The 21388-nt window shown below is 69.6% G+C and carries 21 protein-coding genes; 12 read left to right on the top strand and 9 right to left on the bottom strand.

Going from position 1 to position 21388, the window contains the following annotated elements:
- Positions 1 to 6: 6 nt before the first annotated feature.
- From CLU95_RS26890 to CLU95_RS26925, 8 genes are all read right to left on the bottom strand, one after another.
- Positions 7 to 444: an SRPBCC family protein gene (locus tag CLU95_RS26890; protein ID WP_099796413.1), complete on the bottom strand. Its 438-nt coding sequence runs from the start codon at positions 442 to 444 to the stop codon at positions 7 to 9.
- 107 nt (positions 445 to 551) lie between these two features.
- The gene (gene map, locus CLU95_RS26895) at positions 552 to 1343 is read right to left on the bottom strand and encodes a type I methionyl aminopeptidase (protein WP_099796414.1); all 792 of its coding nucleotides are present in this window, start codon (positions 1341 to 1343) and stop codon (positions 552 to 554) included.
- A 2-nt stretch (positions 1344 to 1345) separates the two neighbouring features.
- A complete protein-coding gene (locus tag CLU95_RS26900; protein ID WP_099796415.1) occupies positions 1346 to 1591 on the bottom strand; it encodes a ParD-like family protein in 246 nt (81 codons plus the stop codon).
- 66 nt (positions 1592 to 1657) lie between these two features.
- Positions 1658 to 2062, bottom strand: a complete 405-nt coding sequence (locus CLU95_RS26905) for a DUF6194 family protein (protein ID WP_099796416.1) — start codon at positions 2060 to 2062, stop codon at positions 1658 to 1660.
- 16 nt (positions 2063 to 2078) lie between these two features.
- Entirely contained in the window at positions 2079 to 3098 is a 1020-nt protein-coding gene (locus CLU95_RS26910) for a tripartite tricarboxylate transporter substrate-binding protein (RefSeq protein WP_099796417.1), read from the bottom strand.
- Positions 3099 to 3118: 20 nt separating this feature from the next.
- On the bottom strand, positions 3119 to 4546 hold the full coding sequence (locus tag CLU95_RS26915) for a sensor histidine kinase (protein WP_257214741.1): 1428 nt from the start codon (positions 4544 to 4546) through the stop codon (positions 3119 to 3121).
- On the bottom strand, positions 4547 to 5212 hold the full coding sequence (locus CLU95_RS26920) for a response regulator (protein ID WP_099796418.1): 666 nt from the start codon (positions 5210 to 5212) through the stop codon (positions 4547 to 4549).
- Between the two features lie 26 nt (positions 5213 to 5238).
- On the bottom strand, positions 5239 to 6249 hold the full coding sequence (locus CLU95_RS26925; RefSeq protein ID WP_099796419.1) for a Bug family tripartite tricarboxylate transporter substrate binding protein: 1011 nt from the start codon (positions 6247 to 6249) through the stop codon (positions 5239 to 5241).
- A gap of 213 nt (positions 6250 to 6462) precedes the next feature.
- Between CLU95_RS26925 and CLU95_RS26930 the strand changes: the two genes are divergently transcribed.
- A complete protein-coding gene (locus tag CLU95_RS26930; RefSeq protein ID WP_099796420.1) occupies positions 6463 to 7479 on the top strand; it encodes an alpha/beta hydrolase family protein in 1017 nt (338 codons plus the stop codon).
- A gap of 9 nt (positions 7480 to 7488) precedes the next feature.
- On the opposite strand, the gene CLU95_RS26935 is transcribed toward CLU95_RS26930, so the two are convergent.
- On the bottom strand, positions 7489 to 8283 hold the full coding sequence (locus CLU95_RS26935) for an IclR family transcriptional regulator domain-containing protein (protein WP_099796421.1): 795 nt from the start codon (positions 8281 to 8283) through the stop codon (positions 7489 to 7491).
- A gap of 199 nt (positions 8284 to 8482) precedes the next feature.
- Here CLU95_RS26935 and CLU95_RS26940 point away from each other — a divergent pair, with 199 nt between their 5' ends.
- The 11 genes from CLU95_RS26940 (at position 8483) to CLU95_RS26990 (ending at position 21320) form a co-directional block, all read left to right on the top strand.
- A complete protein-coding gene (locus tag CLU95_RS26940) occupies positions 8483 to 9406 on the top strand; it encodes a shikimate dehydrogenase family protein (protein ID WP_099796422.1) in 924 nt (307 codons plus the stop codon).
- A 33-nt stretch (positions 9407 to 9439) separates the two neighbouring features.
- Positions 9440 to 10273 (top strand): shikimate dehydrogenase family protein, encoded by an 834-nt coding sequence (locus tag CLU95_RS26945; RefSeq protein WP_099796423.1) that lies wholly within the window; start codon positions 9440 to 9442, stop codon positions 10271 to 10273.
- 15 nt (positions 10274 to 10288) lie between these two features.
- Entirely contained in the window at positions 10289 to 11503 is a 1215-nt protein-coding gene (gene pcaB / locus CLU95_RS26950) for a 3-carboxy-cis,cis-muconate cycloisomerase (protein WP_099796424.1), read from the top strand.
- Positions 11500 to 11967, top strand: a complete 468-nt coding sequence (locus tag CLU95_RS26955) for a carboxymuconolactone decarboxylase family protein (RefSeq protein ID WP_099796425.1) — start codon at positions 11500 to 11502, stop codon at positions 11965 to 11967. The genes pcaB and CLU95_RS26955 overlap by 4 nt, the downstream gene beginning before the upstream one ends.
- Positions 11964 to 13211: a multidrug effflux MFS transporter gene (locus CLU95_RS26960; protein ID WP_099796426.1), complete on the top strand. Its 1248-nt coding sequence runs from the start codon at positions 11964 to 11966 to the stop codon at positions 13209 to 13211. The genes CLU95_RS26955 and CLU95_RS26960 overlap by 4 nt, the downstream gene beginning before the upstream one ends.
- On the top strand, positions 13208 to 13984 hold the full coding sequence (locus CLU95_RS26965; protein ID WP_099796427.1) for an alpha/beta fold hydrolase: 777 nt from the start codon (positions 13208 to 13210) through the stop codon (positions 13982 to 13984). Before CLU95_RS26960 ends, CLU95_RS26965 begins: the two co-directional genes overlap by 4 nt.
- Positions 13985 to 14124: 140 nt before the next feature.
- Positions 14125 to 16035 carry a bifunctional sugar phosphate isomerase/epimerase/4-hydroxyphenylpyruvate dioxygenase family protein gene (locus CLU95_RS26970; RefSeq protein ID WP_099796428.1) on the top strand — a complete coding sequence of 637 codons (1911 nt, stop codon included), beginning with the start codon at positions 14125 to 14127 and terminating at the stop codon, positions 16033 to 16035.
- Positions 16036 to 16080: 45 nt separating this feature from the next.
- Positions 16081 to 17502: an MFS transporter gene (locus CLU95_RS26975; protein WP_099796429.1), complete on the top strand. Its 1422-nt coding sequence runs from the start codon at positions 16081 to 16083 to the stop codon at positions 17500 to 17502.
- 59 nt (positions 17503 to 17561) lie between these two features.
- Complete coding sequence (locus tag CLU95_RS26980; RefSeq protein ID WP_099797494.1) at positions 17562 to 18236, top strand: DsbA family oxidoreductase; 675 nt, start codon at positions 17562 to 17564, stop codon at positions 18234 to 18236.
- Between the two features lie 106 nt (positions 18237 to 18342).
- Positions 18343 to 19941, top strand: a complete 1599-nt coding sequence (locus tag CLU95_RS26985; protein WP_257214742.1) for a DUF1800 domain-containing protein — start codon at positions 18343 to 18345, stop codon at positions 19939 to 19941.
- Between the two features lie 158 nt (positions 19942 to 20099).
- On the top strand, positions 20100 to 21320 hold the full coding sequence (locus CLU95_RS26990) for a DUF1501 domain-containing protein (RefSeq protein ID WP_099796430.1): 1221 nt from the start codon (positions 20100 to 20102) through the stop codon (positions 21318 to 21320).
- Positions 21321 to 21388: the final 68 nt, after the last annotated feature.

Below are 21388 nucleotides of genomic sequence, written 5' to 3' on the forward strand. Positions count from 1 at the left end.
CGCCTGTCAGGCCTCGTTGCGAAGCGGCGCGTGGCGCTTTTCCGCATAGGCCTTCAATGACTGCATGGTCCGGGGAAGCCCCGTGCGAAGTTGCTTGGCAACGCCGGGCCCGAACAGGAAGGCGAGGCCACCGGTGAACCACACGCGGTGCAGTACTTCCGAGCCGCCGTCGACCGGCGACACCGTGTGCTCGAAGTGCATGCGGAACAGGGGAATGTGGCCTTCCACGGTGAACGAGCGGCCTTCGGTGCGCTCCGTGACAGCCATCGGCACGCCCATGCCCTTGCTGGGAACGATCCGGCCCTTGGTTCCCACGGCGAAGGGGCCGTTGAGTCGTGCTTGCTTGGTGTCCGGGTCCCACAGATGCCATCGGTCGACCTCGCTCCAGATGTGGTCGATGACCGTGGGTGGGACTGCGATGTGGATGCGTTCTTCGATGTGCATGAGGAAGGAGGGCCCAGAGTTGGCGCGGAGCCTAATGCAGTGCATCCGCAGAACCCCCGAAACCGCCTGGGCGATGAGGGACATTCCGGCCCCGCTCACCCAGCGCATCACACCGGCGCGTAAGCCCCCGTGCCACCCGGCCAGGCCGTCAGCACCTCGTACCCGTCGGCCGTCACCGCCACCATGTGCTCCCACTGCGCGGACAGCGAGCGGTCCTTCGTCACGACGGTCCACCCGTCTGCGAGCTGCTTCGTTTCGGCGTGGCCTGCATTGAGCATCGGCTCGATCGTGAAGACCATCCCCGGCTCCAGCACGAGGCCCGCCCCGCGCCGCCCGAAGTGCAGCACCTGTGGTTCATCGTGGTAGATGCGGCCGATGCCGTGTCCGCAGTACTCGCGCACCACGCTGAAATGCTCGCGCTGGGCGACCGACTGGATGGCGTGGCCCACATCGCCCAGCGTGGCGCCGGGCTTCACCTGCCGGATGCCGGCGCACAGGGCTTCGTAGGTCGTCTCCACCAGCCGACGGGCCAGCACGCTGGGCTCGCCGACGAAGAACATGCGGCTGGTGTCGCCGAACCAGCCGTCCTTGTTGACGGCGACGTCGATGTTGACGATGTCGCCCTTCTTCAGGATCTTGTCGGGCGAGGGGATGCCGTGGCACACCACCTGGTTGACCGAGGTGAGGATGGTCTTCGGATAGCCCAGGTAGCCCACGTTGGCCGGGATGTTGCCTTGCACCTTCACGATGTGGTCGTGGCAGAGGCGGTCGAGCGCTTCGGTGCTTACGCCCGGCATGACGTGGGGCTCGATCATCGCCAGGACCTCCGCGGCCAGCTGGGCGGCCCGCCGCGCCATCACCAGTTCTTCGGCCGACCGGAGGGGAACGTCGTGTGCCATCGTCAGTGCTGCTTGCCGTTCGCGGGAGCGCGAGGTTTGCCGGGCGGGGCGGCAATGTCCAGGCCGCCCGAAAGCTCGGCCTGGATCAGCAGCTGGCAGACCTCCCGGTAGTCGAGGTCGGGGTGCATCTCGGTCAGCATGCCGACCCGCATCCAGTGCTCTGCCTGCGCATTGATCGACCGGCTGAGGGCGTTGCCCGCCACGCGCAGGTTCTCGTGCATCAGGTCCGAAATTTTGACAATGCCCATGGGCGACCTCTGTATGAAACGTATATGGATTGTATGCGTTTCATATGGTCTGGTGTTTAGAGCGGATTACGCGCTCTTGTCCCGTGCGACCAGCAGGTTGCGGGCTTCCGCCAGCAGCGGCTTCACGGTCTCGAAGGTCGCGGTGCTCGGGTTGATCACGCTGACCCAGTACATCTTTGCGTACACCGGGTGCGGCATCAGCCGGTCGAGCGCGGTGTAGTCGATGCCCGACGGCTCGGCGTCGCCGAACAGCGCGCGAAAGGTCTCCTTGCCCACGCCGATGTTCAGGCGAAACACGCCGGGGCGGTTCAGGTTCGAGGCGCTGTCGAACGCGTTGTCCTTCGTGACGATCGTGGCAAAGGGAAATTTGTTGTCCGCGCCGTGAAAGAAAAAGGTGTTGTCGTCGGCCACTTCGAAATGGCCGCCGCCGAGCGTGTCGATCAGGTGTTGGGTGATGTCGTCTTCGGTCATGGAGATCAATTGGAGGTCAAGGCTTCCAGCGTCGCAGGCCGAGCTCGTCGGCGAGCGCCTGGTAGGCCTTGATGCGCGCCTGCACGTAGTCGTCGAGCGCGGCGCCGGTGAGCGCGAAAGGATAAAGGCCGTGCCGTTCGCGCAGCGCCGCATAGCCCGGCGCGGCCGTGGCCTCGGCGAAGGCGGTGGTCCAGGCGCGCACGGCGGCGTCGGGCACGTTGGCGCTGAGGTACACGCCGCGCACGGTCGGCCAGACGATGTCCACGCCTTGCTCGCGCGCGGTCGGCACGCCGGTTAGCGCACCGCCCAGCCGCGTTTCCGACAGCACTGCGAGCAGGCGCACGGCCGCGCCACCGGCGATGGCCTGCAGCGCCTCGGCGGCGTCGCCCGGGAACGCGTCGACGTGCTTGCCCTGCAGCGCACCCAGCGCGTCGCCGCCACCCTCGAAGGACACGAAGCGCATCGCCTTCGGTGCGCCGCCGGCCGCGCGCACCAGCAGCGCGGCCTTCACCCAGTCCTGGCTGCCGACCGTGCCGCCCGCGCCGAAGACCACGCGCGACGGGTCCTGGCGCAGCACGGCGATCAGGTCCTGCAAGCGTCGGTAGGGCGAGTCGCGGTGCACGGCGACCACGCCGTAGTCGGTGCCGAGCGTGGCGATCCAGCGCACGGCCGAGGGTGGGTGCGGCCCGAAGCGGCCCTGTGCAAGGTTGAGCAGTGAGCCGCTCGAGAACGCGACCAGCGTGCCCGGCCCGCCGAGCTGGCCGCTGGCGATGCGATCGAAGGCGACGGCGCCGATGCCGCCCGGCAGGTAGCGCTGCGCGAGCGGCGTGCGCGCGGGGCGCACGGCCTGCAGCGCGTCGCGTGCGAGCGCGCAGGTCAATGCGAAGCCGCCGCCGGCCTTGGCGGGAATCACGCACTCCGCCGGGCCTTCGGACGCATCGCCGGGCGCCGCTGTCGCATGCAGTGCAGCAGGCGCGAACCACGCGGACAGCGCGCGCAGCGCATGGCGACGGGTGAAGGCGAAAGGGCGTGGCATCGAAGAAGAAGGGCGGGGGTTCACCCCGCAGGCCGGGGCCACCAGATGATGGCATGCAGGCCCGGCCCCGCGCCGCGCGCTTCGAGCCGCAGATCGCCGCGGTGCCGCTGCGCGATGGCGCGCACGATCGCCAGGCCGAGCCCGAAGCCGCCGGCGCCTGCGCGCGTGCCGCGCCGGAAGCGCTGGCCCAAGGTGGCGCGTTCTTCGTCGCTCAGGCCCGGACCGTCGTCCTCCACGTTGAGGCTCCAGCCCGCCGCATCGCCGGCTGCGAAGAGCGTGATGGTGCCGGCCACCGGCGTGTAGGTGATCGCGTTCGCCACGAGGTTGCTCAGCGCCTCGCGCAGCAGGCCCCGGTCGCCCACCGCGTGCAGATCGGGTGAGGGCGCGTGGATGCCCAGGTCGATGCCCAGATCGATGCGCTTGGCGCGCGCCAGCGGCAGCAGGTCGACCGCCACCTCGCGCAGCAATTCGGCGGTGTCGAATTCAGCGGGCTCGACCGCGACGGTGTCGCTGCGGCCCAGCGCCAGCAGCTGCTGCGCGCTGCGCGTGGCGCGGCCGATCTCGGCGCCCAGCGCATCGAGCGCGGCGCGCACCTGCGCGGGGTCGTCTTCGCGCCGCGCGTAGTCGGCCTGCATCTGCAGCGTGGTCAGGTGCGTGCGCAGCTGGTGCGAGGCGTCGTCGAGAAACTGCCGTTGTTGTGCCACCAGTTCCTGCGTGCGCGCCATCTGCTGGTTCACGGCGGCCACCAGCGGGCGCACCTCGGCGGGCAGGTCGGTCTCGGCGATGCGTGTCAGGTCGTCGGGCGAGCGCGCCTGCACCTCGCGTGCGAGCCGCGACAGCGGGCGCAGCGCCGCCGCCAGCGCCAGCGCGGTGCCGCACAGCAGCATCGCAAGAATCAGCCCGTCGCGCAGCGCCGCGCTGCGCACGAAGCGGCTGGTGAACTCCTGGCGCGAGCGCGTGCTCTCGCCGACCTGGATCAGCACGCTGCGCCCGGTGCTGCCGGCCGGCGCGCGGTCGAGGTCGCGCCGGTAGGCCGCGAGCCGCACGGCCTCGCCGAAGTAGGTGGCGTCGTAGAAGGCCGGCACGCCCATCGCGGGCTCGACGGCCGGCGCGGGCAGGTCGGCGCTGCCCAGTTCCACCAGCCCGTCGGAGGTCGCGACACGAAAGAACACCTGCCCGCTGGCCGTGAGCTCGAAGAACTCGAACATCGTGTACGGCAGCTCCACCGACAGCCCGCCCGAGGCCGTGGAGATGTTCGCGTCGATCGACTTGAGCGCGCCGAGCAGCGAGCGGTCGTAGGCGGCGTTGGCCGCGGCCAGTGCGTCGTGCCGCGTCATCCACAGCTCGATGCCTGTCACCAGCAGCAGGGCAGGGAACAGCAGCAGCGCGAGCCGCTGCCATAGGCTGGTGCGGCGCAGGCGATCGGTGAAGCGGCGCAGCGCGCTCACTCAGTCCGCTTCCAAGACGTAGCCGAGACCGCGCAGCGTGACGATGCGCACACCGCTGCCATCCAGCCGCTTGCGCAACCGGTAGACCAACACCTCGACCGCTTCGAGGTGCACTTCGTCATCGTCGGAGAACACGCGGTCGAGGATCTGCTGCTTCGACAGTGGCTCGCCGCTGCGCTGCACCAGCGCGCGCAGCACCGCCTGTTCGCGCGGTGACAGGGCGAGCGCCTCACTGTTCAGCGTGAACTGCCGGCGCGCGCCGTCGTACACCAGCGGGCCGCAAGCCAGGCGCGGATGCTCCACGCCGCGCGCGCGGCGCACCAGCGCATGCAGCCGGGCCTCGAGCTCGGCCAATGCGAAGGGCTTGGCCAGGAAATCGTCGGCGCCCGCGTTGAGCGACGCGACACGTTCGTTCAGCGAATCGCGCGCCGTGAGGATCAGCGCCGGCAGCCGCTGGTCGCGTTCGCGCAGCCGCTGCAGCACCGTGTGGCCGTCCATGCCGGGCAGGCCCAGATCGAGCACCAGCGCGTCGTGGTCGCGCTGCTGCAGCGCCCGATCAGCCAAGCGCCCATCGTCCACCCATTCGACCTGGATGCCCGCATGCTCCAGCGCCTTGCAGAGCCAGGTGCCCAGGGTGTGTTCGTCTTCGGCCAGCAGGATGCGCATGGCGCCGATGCTAGGGCCTGCCTGCCTCAATCAGGCTTGATGTTTGCCCTTGCGATCACCTTCTGCCAGCGGTTCTGCTCGGCGGTAATGAACTGCGCGAACTGCTCCGGCGTGCCGCCCACGGCCTCGGCCGCATCGGCCGTGAGTCGCTGCATCGAATCGGGCGACTTCACGGCCTTCATGGTCTCGGCCGACAGCTTGGCCATCTGCGCGGGCGTGATGCTGGCCGGCGCGAGCATGCCGTACCACTGCGTCATCTCGAAGCCGGGGAAGCCTTGCTCGGCCACGGTCGGCACGTCGGGCAGCTGCGCCAGGCGCTTGGCCGAGCCGGTCGCAATGCAGCGCACCTTGCCCGCCTTGATGAACGGAATGATCGCCGCCGCGCCGATGGCCGAGGCGTCGAGCCGGCCCGAGAGCAGGTCGGTCACCATCGGTCCGGTGCCGCGGTAGGGCACGTGCAGCATGAACACGTCGGCGGTCATCTTCAGGTACTCGAAGGCCAGGTGGCCGGCGCTGCCGTTGCCGGCCGAGCCGTAGCTCAGCTTGCCGGGCTTGCTCTTGGCGTACGCGATGAATTCCTTGAGGTTCTTGGCCGGCACGTCGGGGTGCACCACGTACAGGCTGGGCACCTTGGCCAGCAGGCTCACGGGCTTGAAGTCCTTGTTCGCGTCGTAGGGCAGCTTGGCGAAGATGTAGGGGTTCACGGCCAGCGTGCCGATGTGGCCGAGGATCAGCGTGTGCTGGTCGGTGGCGCGCGCGACTTCGCTCATGGCGATGTTGCCGGCCGCGCCGGGCTTGTTGTCGACGAACACGCTCTGGCCCAGCGTGCGCGACAGCTCGGCGGCGGTGGAGCGGGCGACGATTTCCGAGCTGCCGCCCGGTGCGAAGGGCACGACGAAGCGCACGGACTTGCTGGGCCAGGTGTCCTGCGCCGAGGCCATCGAAGGCAGCAGGCCGCCGAGGGTGAGGGCGCCGCCGGCTTGCAGCCAGTGGCGGCGGCTCAGGGGGGCGGCGTCGTTCAGGAAGAGGTCGGACATGGTGCTTGTCTCCATCGATCTTGTAAGAAAGCCTGCATCGTGCCGGGTGGATGCTGTCGGAATGCTGTCAGTTGGTGAAGTGGGGCCGTTCGCGCCGTGTACCTGTCGTTTCGCGCCAGCCGGCCCGCGTTCCGTCGCAACGCCGTAGTCGGCCGGCGAGGGCGCCGCCACCATCCGCACTCACTGCTCCATCACCGAGCAAGGAGTCCCCAGATGCGCCCCTTTTTCCGCCTGAGCCTGTGGCTCACCGCCGGCCTGCTGCTCTGCAGCCGTGCTGCGGCCTTCGAGGTCGGCTGGCAGCCGTTCAACGTCGCGGGCGCCTCGCCCGTGATCGCCGCGTTGTACTACCCGACGCAGTCCGCGCCTCGCGAGACGGCCATGGGGCCGTTCACGGTCCGCGCGGCGATCCGTGCCGCGCCCGAGGAACGGTTCAAGGGCCTGATCGTGCTGAGCCATGGCCTGGCCGGCACCGAGCTGGGCCATGGCCGCCTCGCCGAAGCGCTGGCGCGGGACGGTTACCTCGTCGCCGCCATTCGCCATGCGGGTGACAACTGGCAGGACTCGTCGCTGCTGCAACGCGGCGCGGCGGCCTATTTCACCGAGCGGCCGCGGCAGGTCTCGCAACTGATCGACGCGCTGCTCACGGACCCGCGCTGGAAGGATCGCATCGCCAGCGACGCCAAGGGCCCGCGCATCGGCGCGCTCGGCCATTCGGCGGGCGGCTACACCGTGCTGGCCCTGGCAGGCGGGCAGGTCGACCTGTCGCAGTCCGCCCGGCATTGCGAGCGTGAGCGCAGCGCCGACCCGGTGTTCTGCGGGGTCGGCAAGGACGTCGCGCCTTCGGCTTCCGCTCCGGCATCGCCGCTGCTGCCTTCGTTGCGCGACCCCCGGGTGCGTGCTGCCGTGCTGATGGCCCCGGTCGGCGTGCCCTTCACTGCCTCGTCGCTGGCGGCCATCCGGGTGCCCGTGCAGATCCATGTGGCGATGCAGGACCGCTTTCTCGTGCCGCGCTTCCACGGCGAATGGATCGCACAGAAGATGCCCCAGGCCGTGCTGCGCCGCGTGCCCAACGCCTCGCACTTCGCGTTCATGGACAAGCCCAGCATGCCGATCGCCACGCCGGGCGGGGACATCCAGGAAGACCCGCCGGGCTTCGACCGCGCGGCTTCCCTGGCGCAACTCGGCCCCGAGCTGGCGGCCTTTTTCAACAAGGCGTGGCCCGCTCCGTAAGCGCGTGGCTCAGATCAGGTTGCGCATCGCCTGCGCCGTCTCGCGCAGCACCGGCAGCACGCGGGCCACCGCGTCTTCCGAGCTCTCGTGCCCCATCGGCATCGTGATGTTGAGCGCGCCCACCAGCGTGCCGTGCCGGTCGCGCAGCGGCACGGCGATGCCGCGCGAGTTCAGGTCGAGCTGTTGTTCCGACAGCGCCCAGCCCTGCGCGCGGATGCGCGCCAGCTCGAGCTTCATGCGCTCCATGCTCGCGATGGTGTGCGAGGTGAACACCGTGAGTTGCCGCATGGCGAGCCACTCGTTCAGCTCGGCGTCGCTGCGCAGCGCCAGCATCAGCATGCCCGAGGCCGTCACCTGCGCCGGCACGCGCGCGCCGAGCACGTAGCCGGTGCTCATGCTGCGGTTGGGGCCGTTGCGGGCGATGTAGACGACCTCGTCGCCGTCCATCACGCTGAGGTACGCGATCTCGTTGGTGCCCGCCGCCACGCGCTGCAGAAAAGGCTGCACCACGCGGGGCAGCCGGGCCGATTCGAGGTACGACTGCCCCAGCCGCAGCACGCGCGGCGTGAGCCAGAACAGCTTGCCGTCGCTCGCCACGTAGCCCATGTGCTGCAGGGTGAGCAGGTAGCGCCGCGCGGCGGTGCGGGTCATGTTCGTGCGCTGGCCGGCCTGGCTGGCCGTGAGGCGCGGGTTGGCGTCGTCGAAGGCTTCGATGATGCTCACGCCGCGCTCCAGCCCGGCGATCCAGTCGCGCTTGTCCAGGCCGGCGGGCGGGGTCGAGTCGTCGGGGCTGGTGCTGTTCATGGGCGGAAGTGTGCCCGCGTCCGGCGTGGCGGCGCGGCCCGAATGGCTAAGTAAAAACCCGCAATTTGATCGATTGACGAACTTAAAAGATCGATCATCGAACGTTTCGCGTCTCGTATGCCAGCAGGCTGCGCGCGAAGGGACTATAAAGCCCGCTGTTCCGCCCCGAAACGAGCGATTGACGAACGGAAGCACGCCCATGAGCCCATTCATCACCGGCAGCACCCAGGCCTACCTCATCCCCGGCGACCCGGTCCGCAATGTGCGGCTGCCGCGCATGTTCAACGCCGCCTTTGCGCGCTACGGCATCGATGCCGTGCTGGTGCCCATGCAGGTGCCGGTGCGCGACTTCGCGGTGTTCATGAAGTCGGCCTTCCTGGCGCGCAACGTGCGCGGCATGGTGATCGCGCCGCCGCACAAGCCGCGCGTGGTCGACCTGCTCGACGGCTGCGGCCTGTTCGGCCGCGTGGCGGGTTCGGTCAACGTGGTGCGTCGCACCGAGGGCGACCAGCTCGAGGGCGACCTGTTCGACGGCGAAGGCCTGATCGGCGCGCTCGACCGCTGCAACGTGCCGTTCCGCGGCAAGCGCGTGCTGATCCTCGGCGCGGGCGTGAGCGCCGCCGCCATCGGCGTGGCGCTGGCCGAAGGCGGCACGGTGAACGGCGCGGAGCACATCGCCTTCTTCGACACCGCCTCCGGCAAGGCCGCGGGCGTGGCCGCCAAGCTCGACGCCTTCTTCGAGGCGACCGTGGTCGCGGTCGACAGCAACGCGCCCGAGGGTTACGACCTCGTCATCAACGCCACGCCGCTCGGCCTGGCCGAAGACGACGCGCTGCCGTTCGACGTGGCGCGCATGGAACCGCACGCGGCGCTGTTCGACATCCTGCTGCGCAACCAGCCCACGCCGCTGGTGCGTGCGGCACGTGCGCGCGGGCTCAATGCGCAGGCCGGCTTCGAGATGCTGGTGCAGCAGATGCCGCATTACTTTCGCTACTTCGGCCACCTCGACGCGGCGGATGCGATGCAGGCCGACGCCGACTTTCTGCGCGAGCTCATCTACCCGCCGGCGATGCACGCCGAGATCGCAACGCCGTTGCGCTACCAGTCTCCGAGCGTGGCCTGAGCCCGCACCTTCTTCCTGAACGCAACGACGCCCATGATCTCCGGCAAGACCACGCTCATCGCCCACATCGGCTATCCCACCGAGGCCTTCAAGGCGCCGATGATCTACAACCCCTGGTTCGACAAGCAGGGCATCGACGCGGTGGTGGTGCCCATGGGCGTGAAGCCCGAGGACTACGCGGCCACGCTGCGGCAGGTGTTCAGGTTCTCGAACCTGCGCGGTGCATTGGTCACGATGCCGCACAAGGTCACGACGATGTCGCTGGTCGACGAGGTCACGCCCACCGCGCGCGTCGCGGGTGCGTGCAACGCCGTGCTCAAGCGGCCCGACTGTTCCTTGCTGGGCGACCAGTTCGACGGCGCTGGCTTCGTGCGCGGCGTGGAGCGCAAGGGGCGCCTGTTCAAGGGCACGCGGGTGCTGGTGTCGGGCACGGGCGGTGTCGGGTCGGCCATTGCGGCGTCGATCGCCGCGGCCGGCGCGGCCGAGCTGATGCTGTTCGACATGAGCGACGCCTCCGCGCAGGCACTGGCCGCGCGGCTGCGCGAGCACTACCCGCAGATGACGGTCACCACAGGATCGAAAGACCCGGCGGGCTTCGACATCGTCGTCAACGCCACGCCGCTGGGCATGAAGGACACCGACCCGCTGCCCTTCGACGTGGACCGCATCGCCCCCGACACCTTCGTCGGCGAGGTCGTCATGAAGACCGAGTACACGCCGCTGCTGCAGGCCGCCAAGGCCAAGGGCTGCCAGGTGCAGGTGGGCACCGACATGCTGTTCGAAATGATCCCGGCCTACCTCGAGTTCTTCGGCTTCGGCACCGCCTCGCCCGAAGAACTGCGCGCCGTCGCGCAACTGAAATACTGACAAACCGGAACACGCATGAGCATTTTTGAAGGCTTCCTTTCCACCTCCGAAACGCTGGGCGCCTTCAGCGACCGCGCCTTCGTCGACGCCATGCTGCGCTTCGAGGCGGCGCTTGCGCGCGCGCAGGCGGCCGAAGGGCTGATTCCCGAGAGCGCCGCGCATTCGATCGTCAGCAGCTGCAAGGTCGAGCTGTTCGACGTGGCCAAGATCGTGCGCGAGAGCGGACGCGCGGGCAGCGTCGCCATCCCGCTGGTGAAGGCACTGCGCGAGGCCGTCGGCTTGTTCAATGCCGAGGCTGTGCCCTTCGTGCACTTCGGCAGCACCAGCCAGGACGTGATCGACAGCGCGATGGCGCTGGTCACGCGCGAAGCCGTTGCGCTCGTCGAGACCGACCTGGCCAAGGCCGCCGATGCACTGCTGCGCCTGGCTGTGCAGCACGCCGAGACGCCGATGCTCGCGCGCACGCTGATGCAGCCGGCCTCGGTCACCAGCTTCGGCTTCAAGTGCGCCGGCTGGGCCGCGCCGCTGGTGCGCAGTCGCACCCGCCTGCGTGCCGCCGCGAAGCACGCGCTGCAGCTGCAGCTCGGCGGCGCCGTCGGCACGCTGGCGCAGATGAAGGGGCAGGGCGCCGCGGTGCGCCAGCGCATGGCCAAGGAACTCGGTCTGGGCGACCCCGGCGCCACGTGGCACACGCAGCGTGACGAATGGGTCGCGCTCGGCTGCGAACTCGGCCTGCTCACGGGCAGCCTGGGCAAGGTCGCGGTCGACATCTCGCTGCTCGGCCAGTACGAAGTGGCCGAGGTCGCCGAGCCCAGCGAGCCCGGGCGCGGCGGCTCGTCGGCGATGCCGCACAAGCGCAACCCCGTGGCCTCGATGGTCGCCATCGCCGCCGCGCACCGCGCGCCGCAGCGCGTGGCCGCCTTGCTCGGCGCGATGCCGCAACAGCACGAGCGCGCGCTCGGCGCCTGGCAGGCAGAACTGGCCGAGTGGCCGCAGCTGCTCATGTCGGCGCACGGCAGCGTGCGCGCCATGGCCGGCGCCTTGCCCGGCCTGCAGGTCGATGCCGCGCGCATGCGCGCCAACATCGACCGGCTGCGTGCCGAACTGCCGCGCGACGCGGCCGACGAATGGTTCGACCCCGCGCTCGCCGTGAACGCGGGGCAAACCGCTGTGGCAGAGGTGAAAGCCCTGCAAGCCCAACTTTCATCCGACAAGGAACTCTCGCAATGACCGCCCCCGACGCCACCCCGAGCAACCCCTACGAAGACGGGCTCGTCAACCGCCGCCGCGTGCTCGGCGACGCCTGGGTCGACAAGTCGCTCGCCAACCGCAACGGCTTCAACGCCGAGTTCCAGGAACTCATCACGCGCCACGCGTGGAACGACATCTGGGGCCGGCCTGCGCTGGGCGACAAGACACGCCGCTTCATGGTGCTGTCGATGATGCTGGGCATCCATGCCTACGAAGAATTCGCCATGCATGTGCGCGCCGCGCTCGACGGCCCGCCCGAGTCGCGCCTGACGCCCGACGAGATCAAGGAAGTGATCATGATGGCCGCCATCTACTGCGGCGTGCCGGTGGCCAACCACGCGTTCGGCATCGCCACGAACATCCTGCGCGAGAAGGGCCTGCTGCCCGCAACGCCCGCAACGCCCGCAACGCCCGCTTCGTCCGCTCCGCCCGCGGCGCAGTGAACGCGCCGGTCGCCCCGAAGAAGGGCCGGTTCGACGTCAGTTTCACCTTGCTGCTGCCGCTGCTGCTGGCCGCGCAACCGGTGGCCACCGACAGCTATCTGCCCGCGCTCCCCGCCATCGCGAAGGAGCTGGGCTCGGCCAGCACCAGCCTCACGCTGTTCGTGCTGGCCTTCGGCTTTGCGCAGCTGCTGTGCGGCCCGCTGGCCGACCGCTTCGGCAGGCGGCCCGTGTTGCTGGCGGGGCTGGCCTGTTATGTGGTCGCGGCTTTCGGCGGTGCCTTCGCGGGCAGCGTGGCGGTGCTTGCGGGCTGGCGCACGCTGCAGGGCTTTTCGATGGCGGCGATTCTTGTCTGTTCGCGCGCCGCGGTGCGCGACCTGTATCCGGCGCACGAAGGCCCGCACGTCATGGCGCGTGGCCTCACGGGCCTGGGCATGGTCGGGCTGGTGGCGCCGCTGTTGGGCGCCTGGCTGGTGCAAGGTGCAGGCTGGCGCTGGGTGATGGTCGTGATGGCGGTCTACGCAGCGGTGCTGTTCGCGCTGTGCTGGCGCTCGTTCGATGAAACGCGCAAGCCCATGACGGGCGAGTCGTCCGCGCCGCGCGGCAGCACGCGCGCCGTGTTCGCGAGCCGCTCGTTCCGCGCCTGGGCCTCGGTGGCGGCGACCACCTATGGCGGGCTGTTCTGCTTCCTGCTGCTCTCGCCGATGGTCTACATCGGCTACCTCGGCTGGTCGCCCGCGAGGTACGGCTGGATTCCGGCCGGCGGCTCGCTGGTCTACATCTTCAGCACCACGATGTGCCGCAGCCTGCTGCGCCGTTTCGGGCCGATGCGCACCGTGCGGCTGGGCGCAGTGCTGAGCATCACGGGCGCCGTGATCCAGGCGCTGGGCTGCTGGCTGATGCCGCACAGCGCGGTGCCGCTGCTGGCGGGCCACGCCGTGTACTGCCTCGGCCACGGCATCCACCAGCCCTGCGGGCAGGCCGGCGCCGTGGGCGACCTGCCGCACCTGGCGGGGCGGGCCGTGTCGTGGTCCGGTTTCGGCATGATGATGGTCGCGTTCTGCGTGGGGCAGGTCGCCGCGCTGTTTGTCGACACCAGTTTCTCGCATGGCGCCTGGCCGATGGTCGTGCCGATGCTGATGGCCGGCGTCGTGCTGCTGGCCATCGCGTTCCTGTGGCTGCCGCGTCTTGCGCAACCTGCTTCTCCATCCTCCCCCTCCTCATCGACGAAGGACTCCACCCCATGACCACTTCCACCCCCCGCCTGAATGTCGTGCGCGAAGGCGAAGGCCCCTTCGTCGTGCTCAGCCATGCGCTCGGCTGCGACCTGCACATGTGGGACGGCGTGGCCGCGCAGCTTGCGCGCGCCCACACGGTGATCCGCTACGACCACCGCAACCACGGCGGCTCCGAGGTGGTGCCCGGCGTGCTGCGCGTGGAAACGCTGGCGCAGGACGCAGCCGACCTCATCGCGCGCGAAACGGGCGGCGAGCCCGTGCATTTCGTCGGCCTGTCGATGGGCGGCATGACCGCGCAGGCACTGGCGGTGCGGCACCCCAAACAGCTGAAGACCGTGGTCATCGCCAATTCGGCTGCGCATTACCCCGACCAGGCGCCGTGGCGCCTGCGCGCGGAAACCGTGGCCGCCAAGGGCGTGGCCGCGATCGCTCCTGGCGCTGTGGCGCGCTGGCTCACGCCGGCCTATGCCGCCACGCCCGAAGGCGCGGTGGCCGCGCGCACCTTGCACGACGCGCTGGTGCGCACCGATGCCCAGGGCTACATCGAGAGCTGCAACGCCGTGGCCGCCATCGACTTCCGCGAGAGCAACCGCCGCATCGCCACGCCCACGCTGGTGATCGGCGGGCTGCAGGACGAGGCCACGCCGATGGCCATGTCCGAAGCCATGGTGGCGCAGATCCCGGGCGCGCGGCTGGCGACCATCGACGCCGCGCACCTGAGCGCGGTGGAGCGGCCGGTCGAGTTCGCGCAGATGCTGATCGATTACTGGCGCAGCCTCTGAAAAAACACCCAGCTCGGACCTCCGGGTTGGCTAGGTGTAACCCCTATTTCGTGCGAATGATGATCGGCAGCGTGCGATCATCGATCAGAAGGGGCTGATTTGCGTTGTGGCGCGCCCGGGCTCTTTCTACAGTCCATCCCATGCACCGCGCCATTGCCACCGTCTCGCTCAGCGGCACCCTCCGTCAGAAGCTCGAAGCCATTGCGGCGGCGGGCTTCGACGGCATCGAGCTGTTCGAAGCCGATTTCGTCAACTTCCGCGGCACCGCCGCCGAGCTGCGCCGCATCGCGTCCGACTTGGGCCTGGCGATCGACCTGTACCAGCCGTTCCGCGATTTCGAAGGCATGCCCGAACCGCAGTTCCAGCGCAGCCTGGAGCGCGCCGAACGCAAGTTCGACCTCATGGAAGCCATGGGCGCACCGATGGTGCTGTGCTGCTCCAACACCTCGCCGCTGTCGGTGAACGACCCGGCGCGTGCCGCGGCCCAGCTGCACGAACTGGCCGAGCGCGCCGCGCGCCGCAACCTGCGCGTGGGTTTCGAGGCGCTGGCCTGGGGCCGCCACACCTCGCGCTACGCGCAGGCCTGGGACATCGTGCAGCGCGCCGACCACCCGCACCTCGGGCTGATCCTGGACAGCTTCCACACGCTGTCGCTGAAGGACGATCCGGCGGGCATCGCCGCCATTCCGGGCGAAAAGATCTTCTTCGTGCAGATGGCCGATGCGCCGTTGTTGTCGATGGACGTGCTGCAGTGGGCGCGCCACCACCGCTCGTTCCCGGGGCAGGGCGACTTCGACGTGACCGGCTTCTTCGAACAGGTGCTGCGCGCGGGCTACACCGGGCCGCTGTCGCTCGAGATCTTCAACGACATCTTTCGCGAGACACCGAACCGCCGCACCGCGGTCGATGCGATGCGCTCGCTGCTGTACCTCGAAAGCGAAACGCGCGAGCGGTTGGCCGCCGGCAACGCGCCTGTGCAACCGCAGCGCGTGGAGCTGTTCAACCCGCCGCCTGCGCCGGTGCTCTCGGGGCTGTCGTTCATCGAGTTCGCGGCCGACGAGGCCTCGGCCGTCACGCTCGGTGCGCTGCTCGGGCAGCTGGGGTGCCGCCGTGTCGGCCGCCACCGCTCCAAGGCCGTCACGCTGTACCGCCAGGGCGGCATCCACTTCATCGTCAACGCGCAGCCCGATTCGTTTGCGCGCCGCCGTTTCGAGGCGCACGGCACCTCGGTGTGCGCACTGGGCGTGCGCTGCGCCGACCCGCTCGCCGCCGTGGGCCGCGCGACCGCCATGCGCTCGCTGCGCCACGACAGCCCGGTCGGGCCCAACGAGCTGCGCGTGCCGGCCATCGTGGCGCCGGGCGGCAACCTGATCCATTTCGTGCCCGAGGCGCTGGGTGCCAACGGGCTGTACGAGACCGACTTCATCCTCGAGGACGCAGGGCCCGGCGACCGCGATGCCGGCCTTACGCGCATCGACCACGTGGCACTGGGCCTGGCGCTCGACCAGCTCGACACCTGGGTGCTGTTCACGCGCGCCGTGCTCGGCCTGGAGCCCGGCGAGAGCCTGGAGCTGGCCGACCCCTTCGGTCTGATTCGCAGCCGCGGCGTGGCCAATGCCGACCGCAGCCTGCGCCTGGTGCTGAACGTGTCGCTGAGCCAGCGCACGCGCACCGCGCGCACGCTGAGCGTGACCGGCGGCGGGGCCGTGCATCACATCGCGCTCGACTGCAACGACATCTTCGACACCGTGGCCCGGCTGCGCGCCAACGGCACGCGCTTCGTGCCGATCTCGGACAACTACTACGACGACCTGGCCACGCGCATCGACGTGGCGCCCGAGCTGCTGGCGCGCATGCGCGAAGCCGGCGTGCTGTTCGACCGCTCGGCGGGCGGCGACTACCTGCACATCTACACCGAGAGCTTCGAAGGCGGCCTCTTCTTCGAGGTCGCGCAGCGCATGGGCGGCTACGACGCCTACGGCGCGCTCAATGCACCTGCGCGCATGGCGTCGCAGGCGCAACAGCAGCAGCCACAGCAGCAACAAGACTGATTTTTTCCCGCACCCGTCACCTCAAGTCATCACCGGAGACAACACATGGCCAACTCATCAGCCAAAGAGCCGCAAGGCAGGCACCAGTCGAAGAAAGCCGCCGCCAGCGGCTGGATCGGCTCGGCGCTGGAGTACTACGACTTCTTCATCTACGCGACCGCCGCGGCGCTGATCTTTCCGCAGATCTTCTTCCCCAAGGGCGACCCGACCACGGCCATCATTGCGTCGCTCGCGACCTACGGCGTGGGCTATGTGGCGCGCCCCATCGGCGCCTTCGTGCTCGGCCACTGGGGCGACACGCACGGGCGCAAGCAGGTGCTGGTGCTGTGCATGTTCCTGATGGGTTTTTCGACCGTGGCCGTGGGCCTGCTGCCGACCTACGACCAGGTCGGCCTGCTGGCCCCCGCGCTGCTGGTGCTGCTGCGCCTGGTGCAGGGCTTTGCGGTGGCCGGCGAAATCTCGGGCGCCAGCTCGATGATTCTGGAGCACGCACCGTTCGGGCGTCGCGGCTTCTTCGCGAGCTTTACCTTGCAGGGCGTGCAGGCCGGCCAGATCCTGGCGGCCGCCGTGTTCCTGCCGCTCGCGCACTACATGCCTGAAGAGGCGTTCAACTCGTGGGGCTGGCGCATTCCGTTCCTGCTGAGCTTCCTCGTGATCGTGGCCGGCTACATCATCCGCCGCGAGGTCGACGAAACGCCGGCCTTTGCCGAAGTCGACAAGAAGGGCGAAGTGGCGAAGTCGCCCATCGTCCAGGCTTTTACCGACAGCTGGGCCGACATGCTGCGCGTGGTCTGCATGGCGCTGATGAACGTGATTCCGGTGGTCGCCACCGTGTTCGGCGCGGCCTACGCGGTGCAGTCCGCCTACGGCATCGGCTTCCAGAAAGACGTGTACCTGTGGATTCCGGTGCTGGGCAACATCCTGGCCGTGCTGGTGATCCCGTTCGTGGGCAACCTGTCGGACCGCATCGGCCGCAAGCCGCCGATCATCGTGGGCGCACTGGCTTCGGGCCTGCTGTCCTTCGTGTACCTGTACGCCATCAGCATCAAGAACGTGCCGCTGGCCATCTGCATGTCGCTCTTGATGTGGGGCATCGTGTACCAGGGCTACAACGCGACCTTCCCGAGCTTCTACCCGGAGCTGTTCCGCACCCGCAACCGCGTGTCGGCCATGGCCATCTCGCAGAACATCGGCACCACCTTCACCGCGCTGCTGCCCGCGCTGTTCGCCGCCGTGGCGCCTCCGGGCTCGACCAACGTGTGGTTCACGGTCGGCGCCATCACCTTCGCGGTGACCGTGCTGGCCGCGCTGGCCGCCATGAGCGCCCGCGAGACCTACCGCGTCCACATGCGCGACCTGGGCGACCCCAATGCCGTGCCCGTCGACAAGGCCGAGTACGACCGCCTGCGCGAAGAGACGATGGCCAGCGCCCGCACGGACCGCGAACGCCGCAAGGCCATCGCCTGAGCCAAGGCAGCGAAGACCCCGCGCGCACCAAGGGTTGTGGCGCCATGAAGAATGGCGCCATGACCGCCCATCTCAAGATCGATTTCGTTTCCGATGTCTCCTGCCCCTGGTGCGCCGTGGGCCTTGGCGCACTCGAGGCTGCCCTGAAACGGGTGGCGCCGGAGGTGTCGGCCGAGCTGCACTTCCAGCCTTTCGAGCTGAACCCGCAGATGCCGCCCGAAGGCCAGGACACCTTCGAGCACCTGAACCAGAAGTACGGCTCGTCGCAGGAGCAGCAGGCGCAGGCCCGCGAGGCGATCCGCCAGCGCGGCGCGGCCGTCGGCTTCGAGTTCAGCCCCGGCGGCCGGCCCCGCGTGTACAACACCTTCAACGCCCACCGGCTGCTGCACTGGGCCGAGCTGGAAGACCCGGCCAAGCAGGTGACGCTGAAGAAGCTGCTGCTGAAGGCCTACTTCACCGACAGCCAGAACCCTTCGGACCCCGAGGTGCTGGTGCGTGCGGCGACCGAGGCGGGGCTCGACGCGGCGCGGGCCCGCGAGATCCTGGCCGGCGACGAGTTCGCGCAGGAAACCCGCGAACGCGAGCGCATGTACACCGACGCCGGCATCCATTCGGTGCCCGCGATCATCATCAACGACCAGCACCTGATCTCCGGCGGCCAGCCGGTCGAGGTGTTCGAGCGCGCGCTGCGGCAGATCGCGGGCGCGGAGCCGAGCAGCGTCGCCACGGCCTGAAAGGGCAGGGCTTCGTTTCGCCTTGCAACGAAGCTGACCTTCAGCTTTACCTGACCGCGGCCTGAGGTCGGTCAACCGCCTACATCGCGCGGCGGTTGATCGGTTCATGATCAGCCGCATGCCGTTGTTCCCGAATCAGCACCGTTCACGCACCCTCGCCGTGGCGCTGGCCGCCGTGCTGTCGCTCACCGCCTGTTCCACCGGCCTGCTGCGCCCCGAAGGCCCGCCGCTCACTGCGCTCGGCCATGCCGCCGACACGCCCGCCGCGCAGCTGCGTTGGCTCGATCGCGTGAGCTGGGGCGCCAACGCCAGCAGCCAGGCCGAGCTGGCGCGCGACGGCCTGCCGCGCTGGATGGGCCGCCAGCTGCGCCCCGCGCCCCGTGCGCTGCCCGCGGCGGCGCAGGCGCAGATCGACGCCATGGCCATTTCGCGCACGCCGCTCGATCAGTTGGTCTTCGCTCTCGATGCCCGGCGCAAGGCCGCGACTGCGCTGCCCGACGACGAAGCGAAGAAGGCTGCGCTCGCGGCCTACCAGCAGGAACTCAACAGCCTTGCACGCGAGGCGCAGCAGCGCTTCCTGCTGCGCGCGCTGTATTCGCCGAACCAACTGCAGGAGCAGATGACCTGGTTCTGGATGAACCACTTCAACGTCAGCATCCGCAAGGACCTGGTGCGCGCGATGGTCGGCGACTACGAAGAAAGCGCCATCCGCCCGCACGCGCTCGGCAAGTTCCGCGACCTGCTGGGCGCCACCGTGCGGCACCCGGCCATGCTGCGCTACCTCGACAACGCGCAGAACGCCGCCAACCGGATCAACGAGAACTACGCGCGCGAACTCATGGAGCTGCACACGCTCGGCGTGGGCGGCGGCTACACGCAGGCCGACGTGCAGGAGCTGGCGCGCGTGCTGACCGGCGTGGGCGTCAGCGTGCAGCCGCCCGACGCGACGCCGCCCGCGGTGCGCCCGGCCGTGCGCGCCGACTATGTGCGCCAGGGCCTGTTCGAGTTCCACCCGAACCGGCATGACTACGGCCCGAAGACCCTGCTGGGCCAGCCCATCCAGGCGCGCGGCCTGGCCGAGACCGACGAGGCGCTCGACCGCCTGGCGCGCGCACCGGCCACCGCGCGCTTCATCTCGCGCAAGCTTGCCGTGTACTTCGTGGCCGACGAGCCGCCGCCCGCGCTGGTCGAGCGCATGGCCGCCACCTTCACGCGCAGCGACGGCGACATCGCCGCCACGTTGCAGACGCTGTTCGAATCGCGCGAGTTCGCGGCCTCGCTGGGCCGCAAGTTCCGCGACCCCGTGCACTACGTGGTGGCGGGCGTGCGCCTGGCCTACGACGAGCGCGTGGTGCTCAACACCACGCCGATGATCGGCTGGATCAACCGCATGGGCGAAACCCTGTACGCCCACGAGACGCCCGACGGCTACCCGCTCAACGAGGCCGCCTGGGCCAGCGCGGGGCAAATGAACACCCGCTTCGAAGTTGCACGCGCCATCGGCACCGGCGGCGCCGTGCTGTTCCGCACCGACGACAAGGCACCGCTCGAAAAGCCGCCGTTTCCGCCGCTGGCCGAATCGCTCGCCGTGCGCGCGCTGCAGCCCGGGCTGAGCGCCGACACGCAGCAGGCGCTCGCGCAGGCGAAGAACCCGCCGGAGTGGAATACCTTCCTGCTCGCATCCCCGGAGCTGATGCGACGGTGATTTGATTTGATTTTTCTCCCTCCCCCGCTGGGGGAGGGCAGGGGTGGGGGCAAGCGGCGTTCGATGAAGCACAGCGATGAATGCCAGCGCCGTCGGGCCCCCATCCCAACCTTCCCCCGGAAGGGGAAGGGGCAAGGCAAGAAGAAAGGATTCCTGTGATGCAACGCCGACACCTGCTGCAACTCTTGGCCGCCGCACCCTTCGCCGGCGCCGCCGCACGCGTGGCCGCCGCGCCCGGTGCCCAGGGCACCAAGCTGCTCGTCGTGTTCCTGCGCGGCGCCTACGACTGCACCAGCCTGCTGGTGCCCACCGGCAACGCCGACTTCTACTACGCCTCGCGCCCCAACATCGCCATTCCCCGGCCCGGCACACCCGACGGCGCGCTGCCGCTCGACGCCGACTGGGGCCTGCACCCCGCGCTCGCGCAGAGCGTGCTGCCGCTGTTCCAGCAGAAGCAGGCCGCCTTCATCGCCTTCGCGGGCACCGACGACCTCACGCGCAGCCACTTCGAGACGCAGGACGCGATCGAGCTCGGCGTGGCGCCCGACACCGCGCGGCGCGACTACCGCTCGGGTTTTCTCAACCGGCTGGCCGGCGTGCTCGGCGCCGGGCCGCTGACCGACGTGTCGCCCATCGCCTTCACCGACCAGCTGCCCATCGTGCTGCGCGGCGACGACGCCAAGGCCGCCAACATGGCGCTCGGGGGCGTGGCGCGGCAGGCCATCGATGCGCGGCAGAGCCAGATCATTGCGTCGATGTACCGCAACACCGCGCTCGCGCAGCCCGTGGCCGAGGGCTTCCAGGTGCGCGACGAGGTGGTGCGCGCCATGCAGGCCGAGATGGACGCCGCCAGCCGCAACGCCATGAGCCCCAAGGGCTTCGAGCAGGTCGCGCGCCGCATGGCGCTGTTGATGCGCGATCGCTTCGACATCGGCTTTGTCGACGTCGGCGGCTGGGACACCCACGTGGGGCAGGGCGCGGCCAAGGGCTACCTCGCGAACCGCTTCGAGGAACTGGGCCGCGGCGTGGCCGGCTTCGCACAGGAGATGGGCGACACCGCCTGGCGCGAAACCGTGGTGGTCGTCGTCAGCGAGTTCGGCCGCACCTTCCGCGAGAACGGCAACCGCGGCACCGACCACGGGCACGGCACCGTGTACTGGGTGCTCGGCGGCGGCCTGGCCGCGCAGGCGGGCGGGCGCATCGTGGGCGAACAGCAGCCGCTGACGCAGGCCACGCTGTTCCAGAACCGCGACTACCCGGTGCTCAACGAGTACCGGGCGGTGCTGGGCGGGTTGTTCCAGCGCATGTACGGGTTGTCGCCGGCGCAGGTGGCGAAGGTGTTTGGCGGTGCGGCGGCGAAGGACTTGCGCCTGGTCTGACGGCCCCGAAGGGGGCGAGCCGCACCGTCTCTTTCACGACCTGTTTTCGAACGTTTCGTCCGCCCCTG

This window comes from Variovorax sp. 54, from assembly GCF_002754375.1.
Taxonomy (GTDB): Bacteria; Pseudomonadota; Gammaproteobacteria; order Burkholderiales; family Burkholderiaceae_C; genus Variovorax.

Bases quoted from the DNA above. Each gene is read 5' to 3' on its own strand.
- CLU95_RS26890 (WP_099796413.1), bottom strand. From the start codon at position 444: ATGCACATCGAAGAACGCATCCACATCGCAGTCCCACCCACGGTCATC.
- map (WP_099796414.1), bottom strand. From the start codon at position 1,343: ATGGCACACGACGTTCCCCTCCGGTCGGCCGAAGAACTGGTGATGGCG.
- CLU95_RS26900 (WP_099796415.1), bottom strand. From the start codon at position 1,591: ATGGGCATTGTCAAAATTTCGGACCTGATGCACGAGAACCTGCGCGTG.
- CLU95_RS26905 (WP_099796416.1), bottom strand. From the start codon at position 2,062: ATGACCGAAGACGACATCACCCAACACCTGATCGACACGCTCGGCGGC.
- CLU95_RS26910 (WP_099796417.1), bottom strand. From the start codon at position 3,098: ATGCCACGCCCTTTCGCCTTCACCCGTCGCCATGCGCTGCGCGCGCTG.
- CLU95_RS26920 (WP_099796418.1), bottom strand. From the start codon at position 5,212: ATGCGCATCCTGCTGGCCGAAGACGAACACACCCTGGGCACCTGGCTC.
- CLU95_RS26925 (WP_099796419.1), bottom strand. From the start codon at position 6,249: ATGTCCGACCTCTTCCTGAACGACGCCGCCCCCCTGAGCCGCCGCCAC.
- CLU95_RS26930 (WP_099796420.1), top strand. From the start codon at position 6,463: ATGCGCCCCTTTTTCCGCCTGAGCCTGTGGCTCACCGCCGGCCTGCTG.
- CLU95_RS26935 (WP_099796421.1), bottom strand. From the start codon at position 8,283: ATGAACAGCACCAGCCCCGACGACTCGACCCCGCCCGCCGGCCTGGAC.
- CLU95_RS26940 (WP_099796422.1), top strand. From the start codon at position 8,483: ATGAGCCCATTCATCACCGGCAGCACCCAGGCCTACCTCATCCCCGGC.
- CLU95_RS26945 (WP_099796423.1), top strand. From the start codon at position 9,440: ATGATCTCCGGCAAGACCACGCTCATCGCCCACATCGGCTATCCCACC.
- pcaB (WP_099796424.1), top strand. From the start codon at position 10,289: ATGAGCATTTTTGAAGGCTTCCTTTCCACCTCCGAAACGCTGGGCGCC.
- CLU95_RS26955 (WP_099796425.1), top strand. From the start codon at position 11,500: ATGACCGCCCCCGACGCCACCCCGAGCAACCCCTACGAAGACGGGCTC.
- CLU95_RS26965 (WP_099796427.1), top strand. From the start codon at position 13,208: ATGACCACTTCCACCCCCCGCCTGAATGTCGTGCGCGAAGGCGAAGGC.
- CLU95_RS26970 (WP_099796428.1), top strand. From the start codon at position 14,125: ATGCACCGCGCCATTGCCACCGTCTCGCTCAGCGGCACCCTCCGTCAG.
- CLU95_RS26975 (WP_099796429.1), top strand. From the start codon at position 16,081: ATGGCCAACTCATCAGCCAAAGAGCCGCAAGGCAGGCACCAGTCGAAG.
- CLU95_RS26980 (WP_099797494.1), top strand. From the start codon at position 17,562: ATGACCGCCCATCTCAAGATCGATTTCGTTTCCGATGTCTCCTGCCCC.
- CLU95_RS26985 (WP_257214742.1), top strand. From the start codon at position 18,343: ATGATCAGCCGCATGCCGTTGTTCCCGAATCAGCACCGTTCACGCACC.
- CLU95_RS26990 (WP_099796430.1), top strand. From the start codon at position 20,100: ATGCAACGCCGACACCTGCTGCAACTCTTGGCCGCCGCACCCTTCGCC.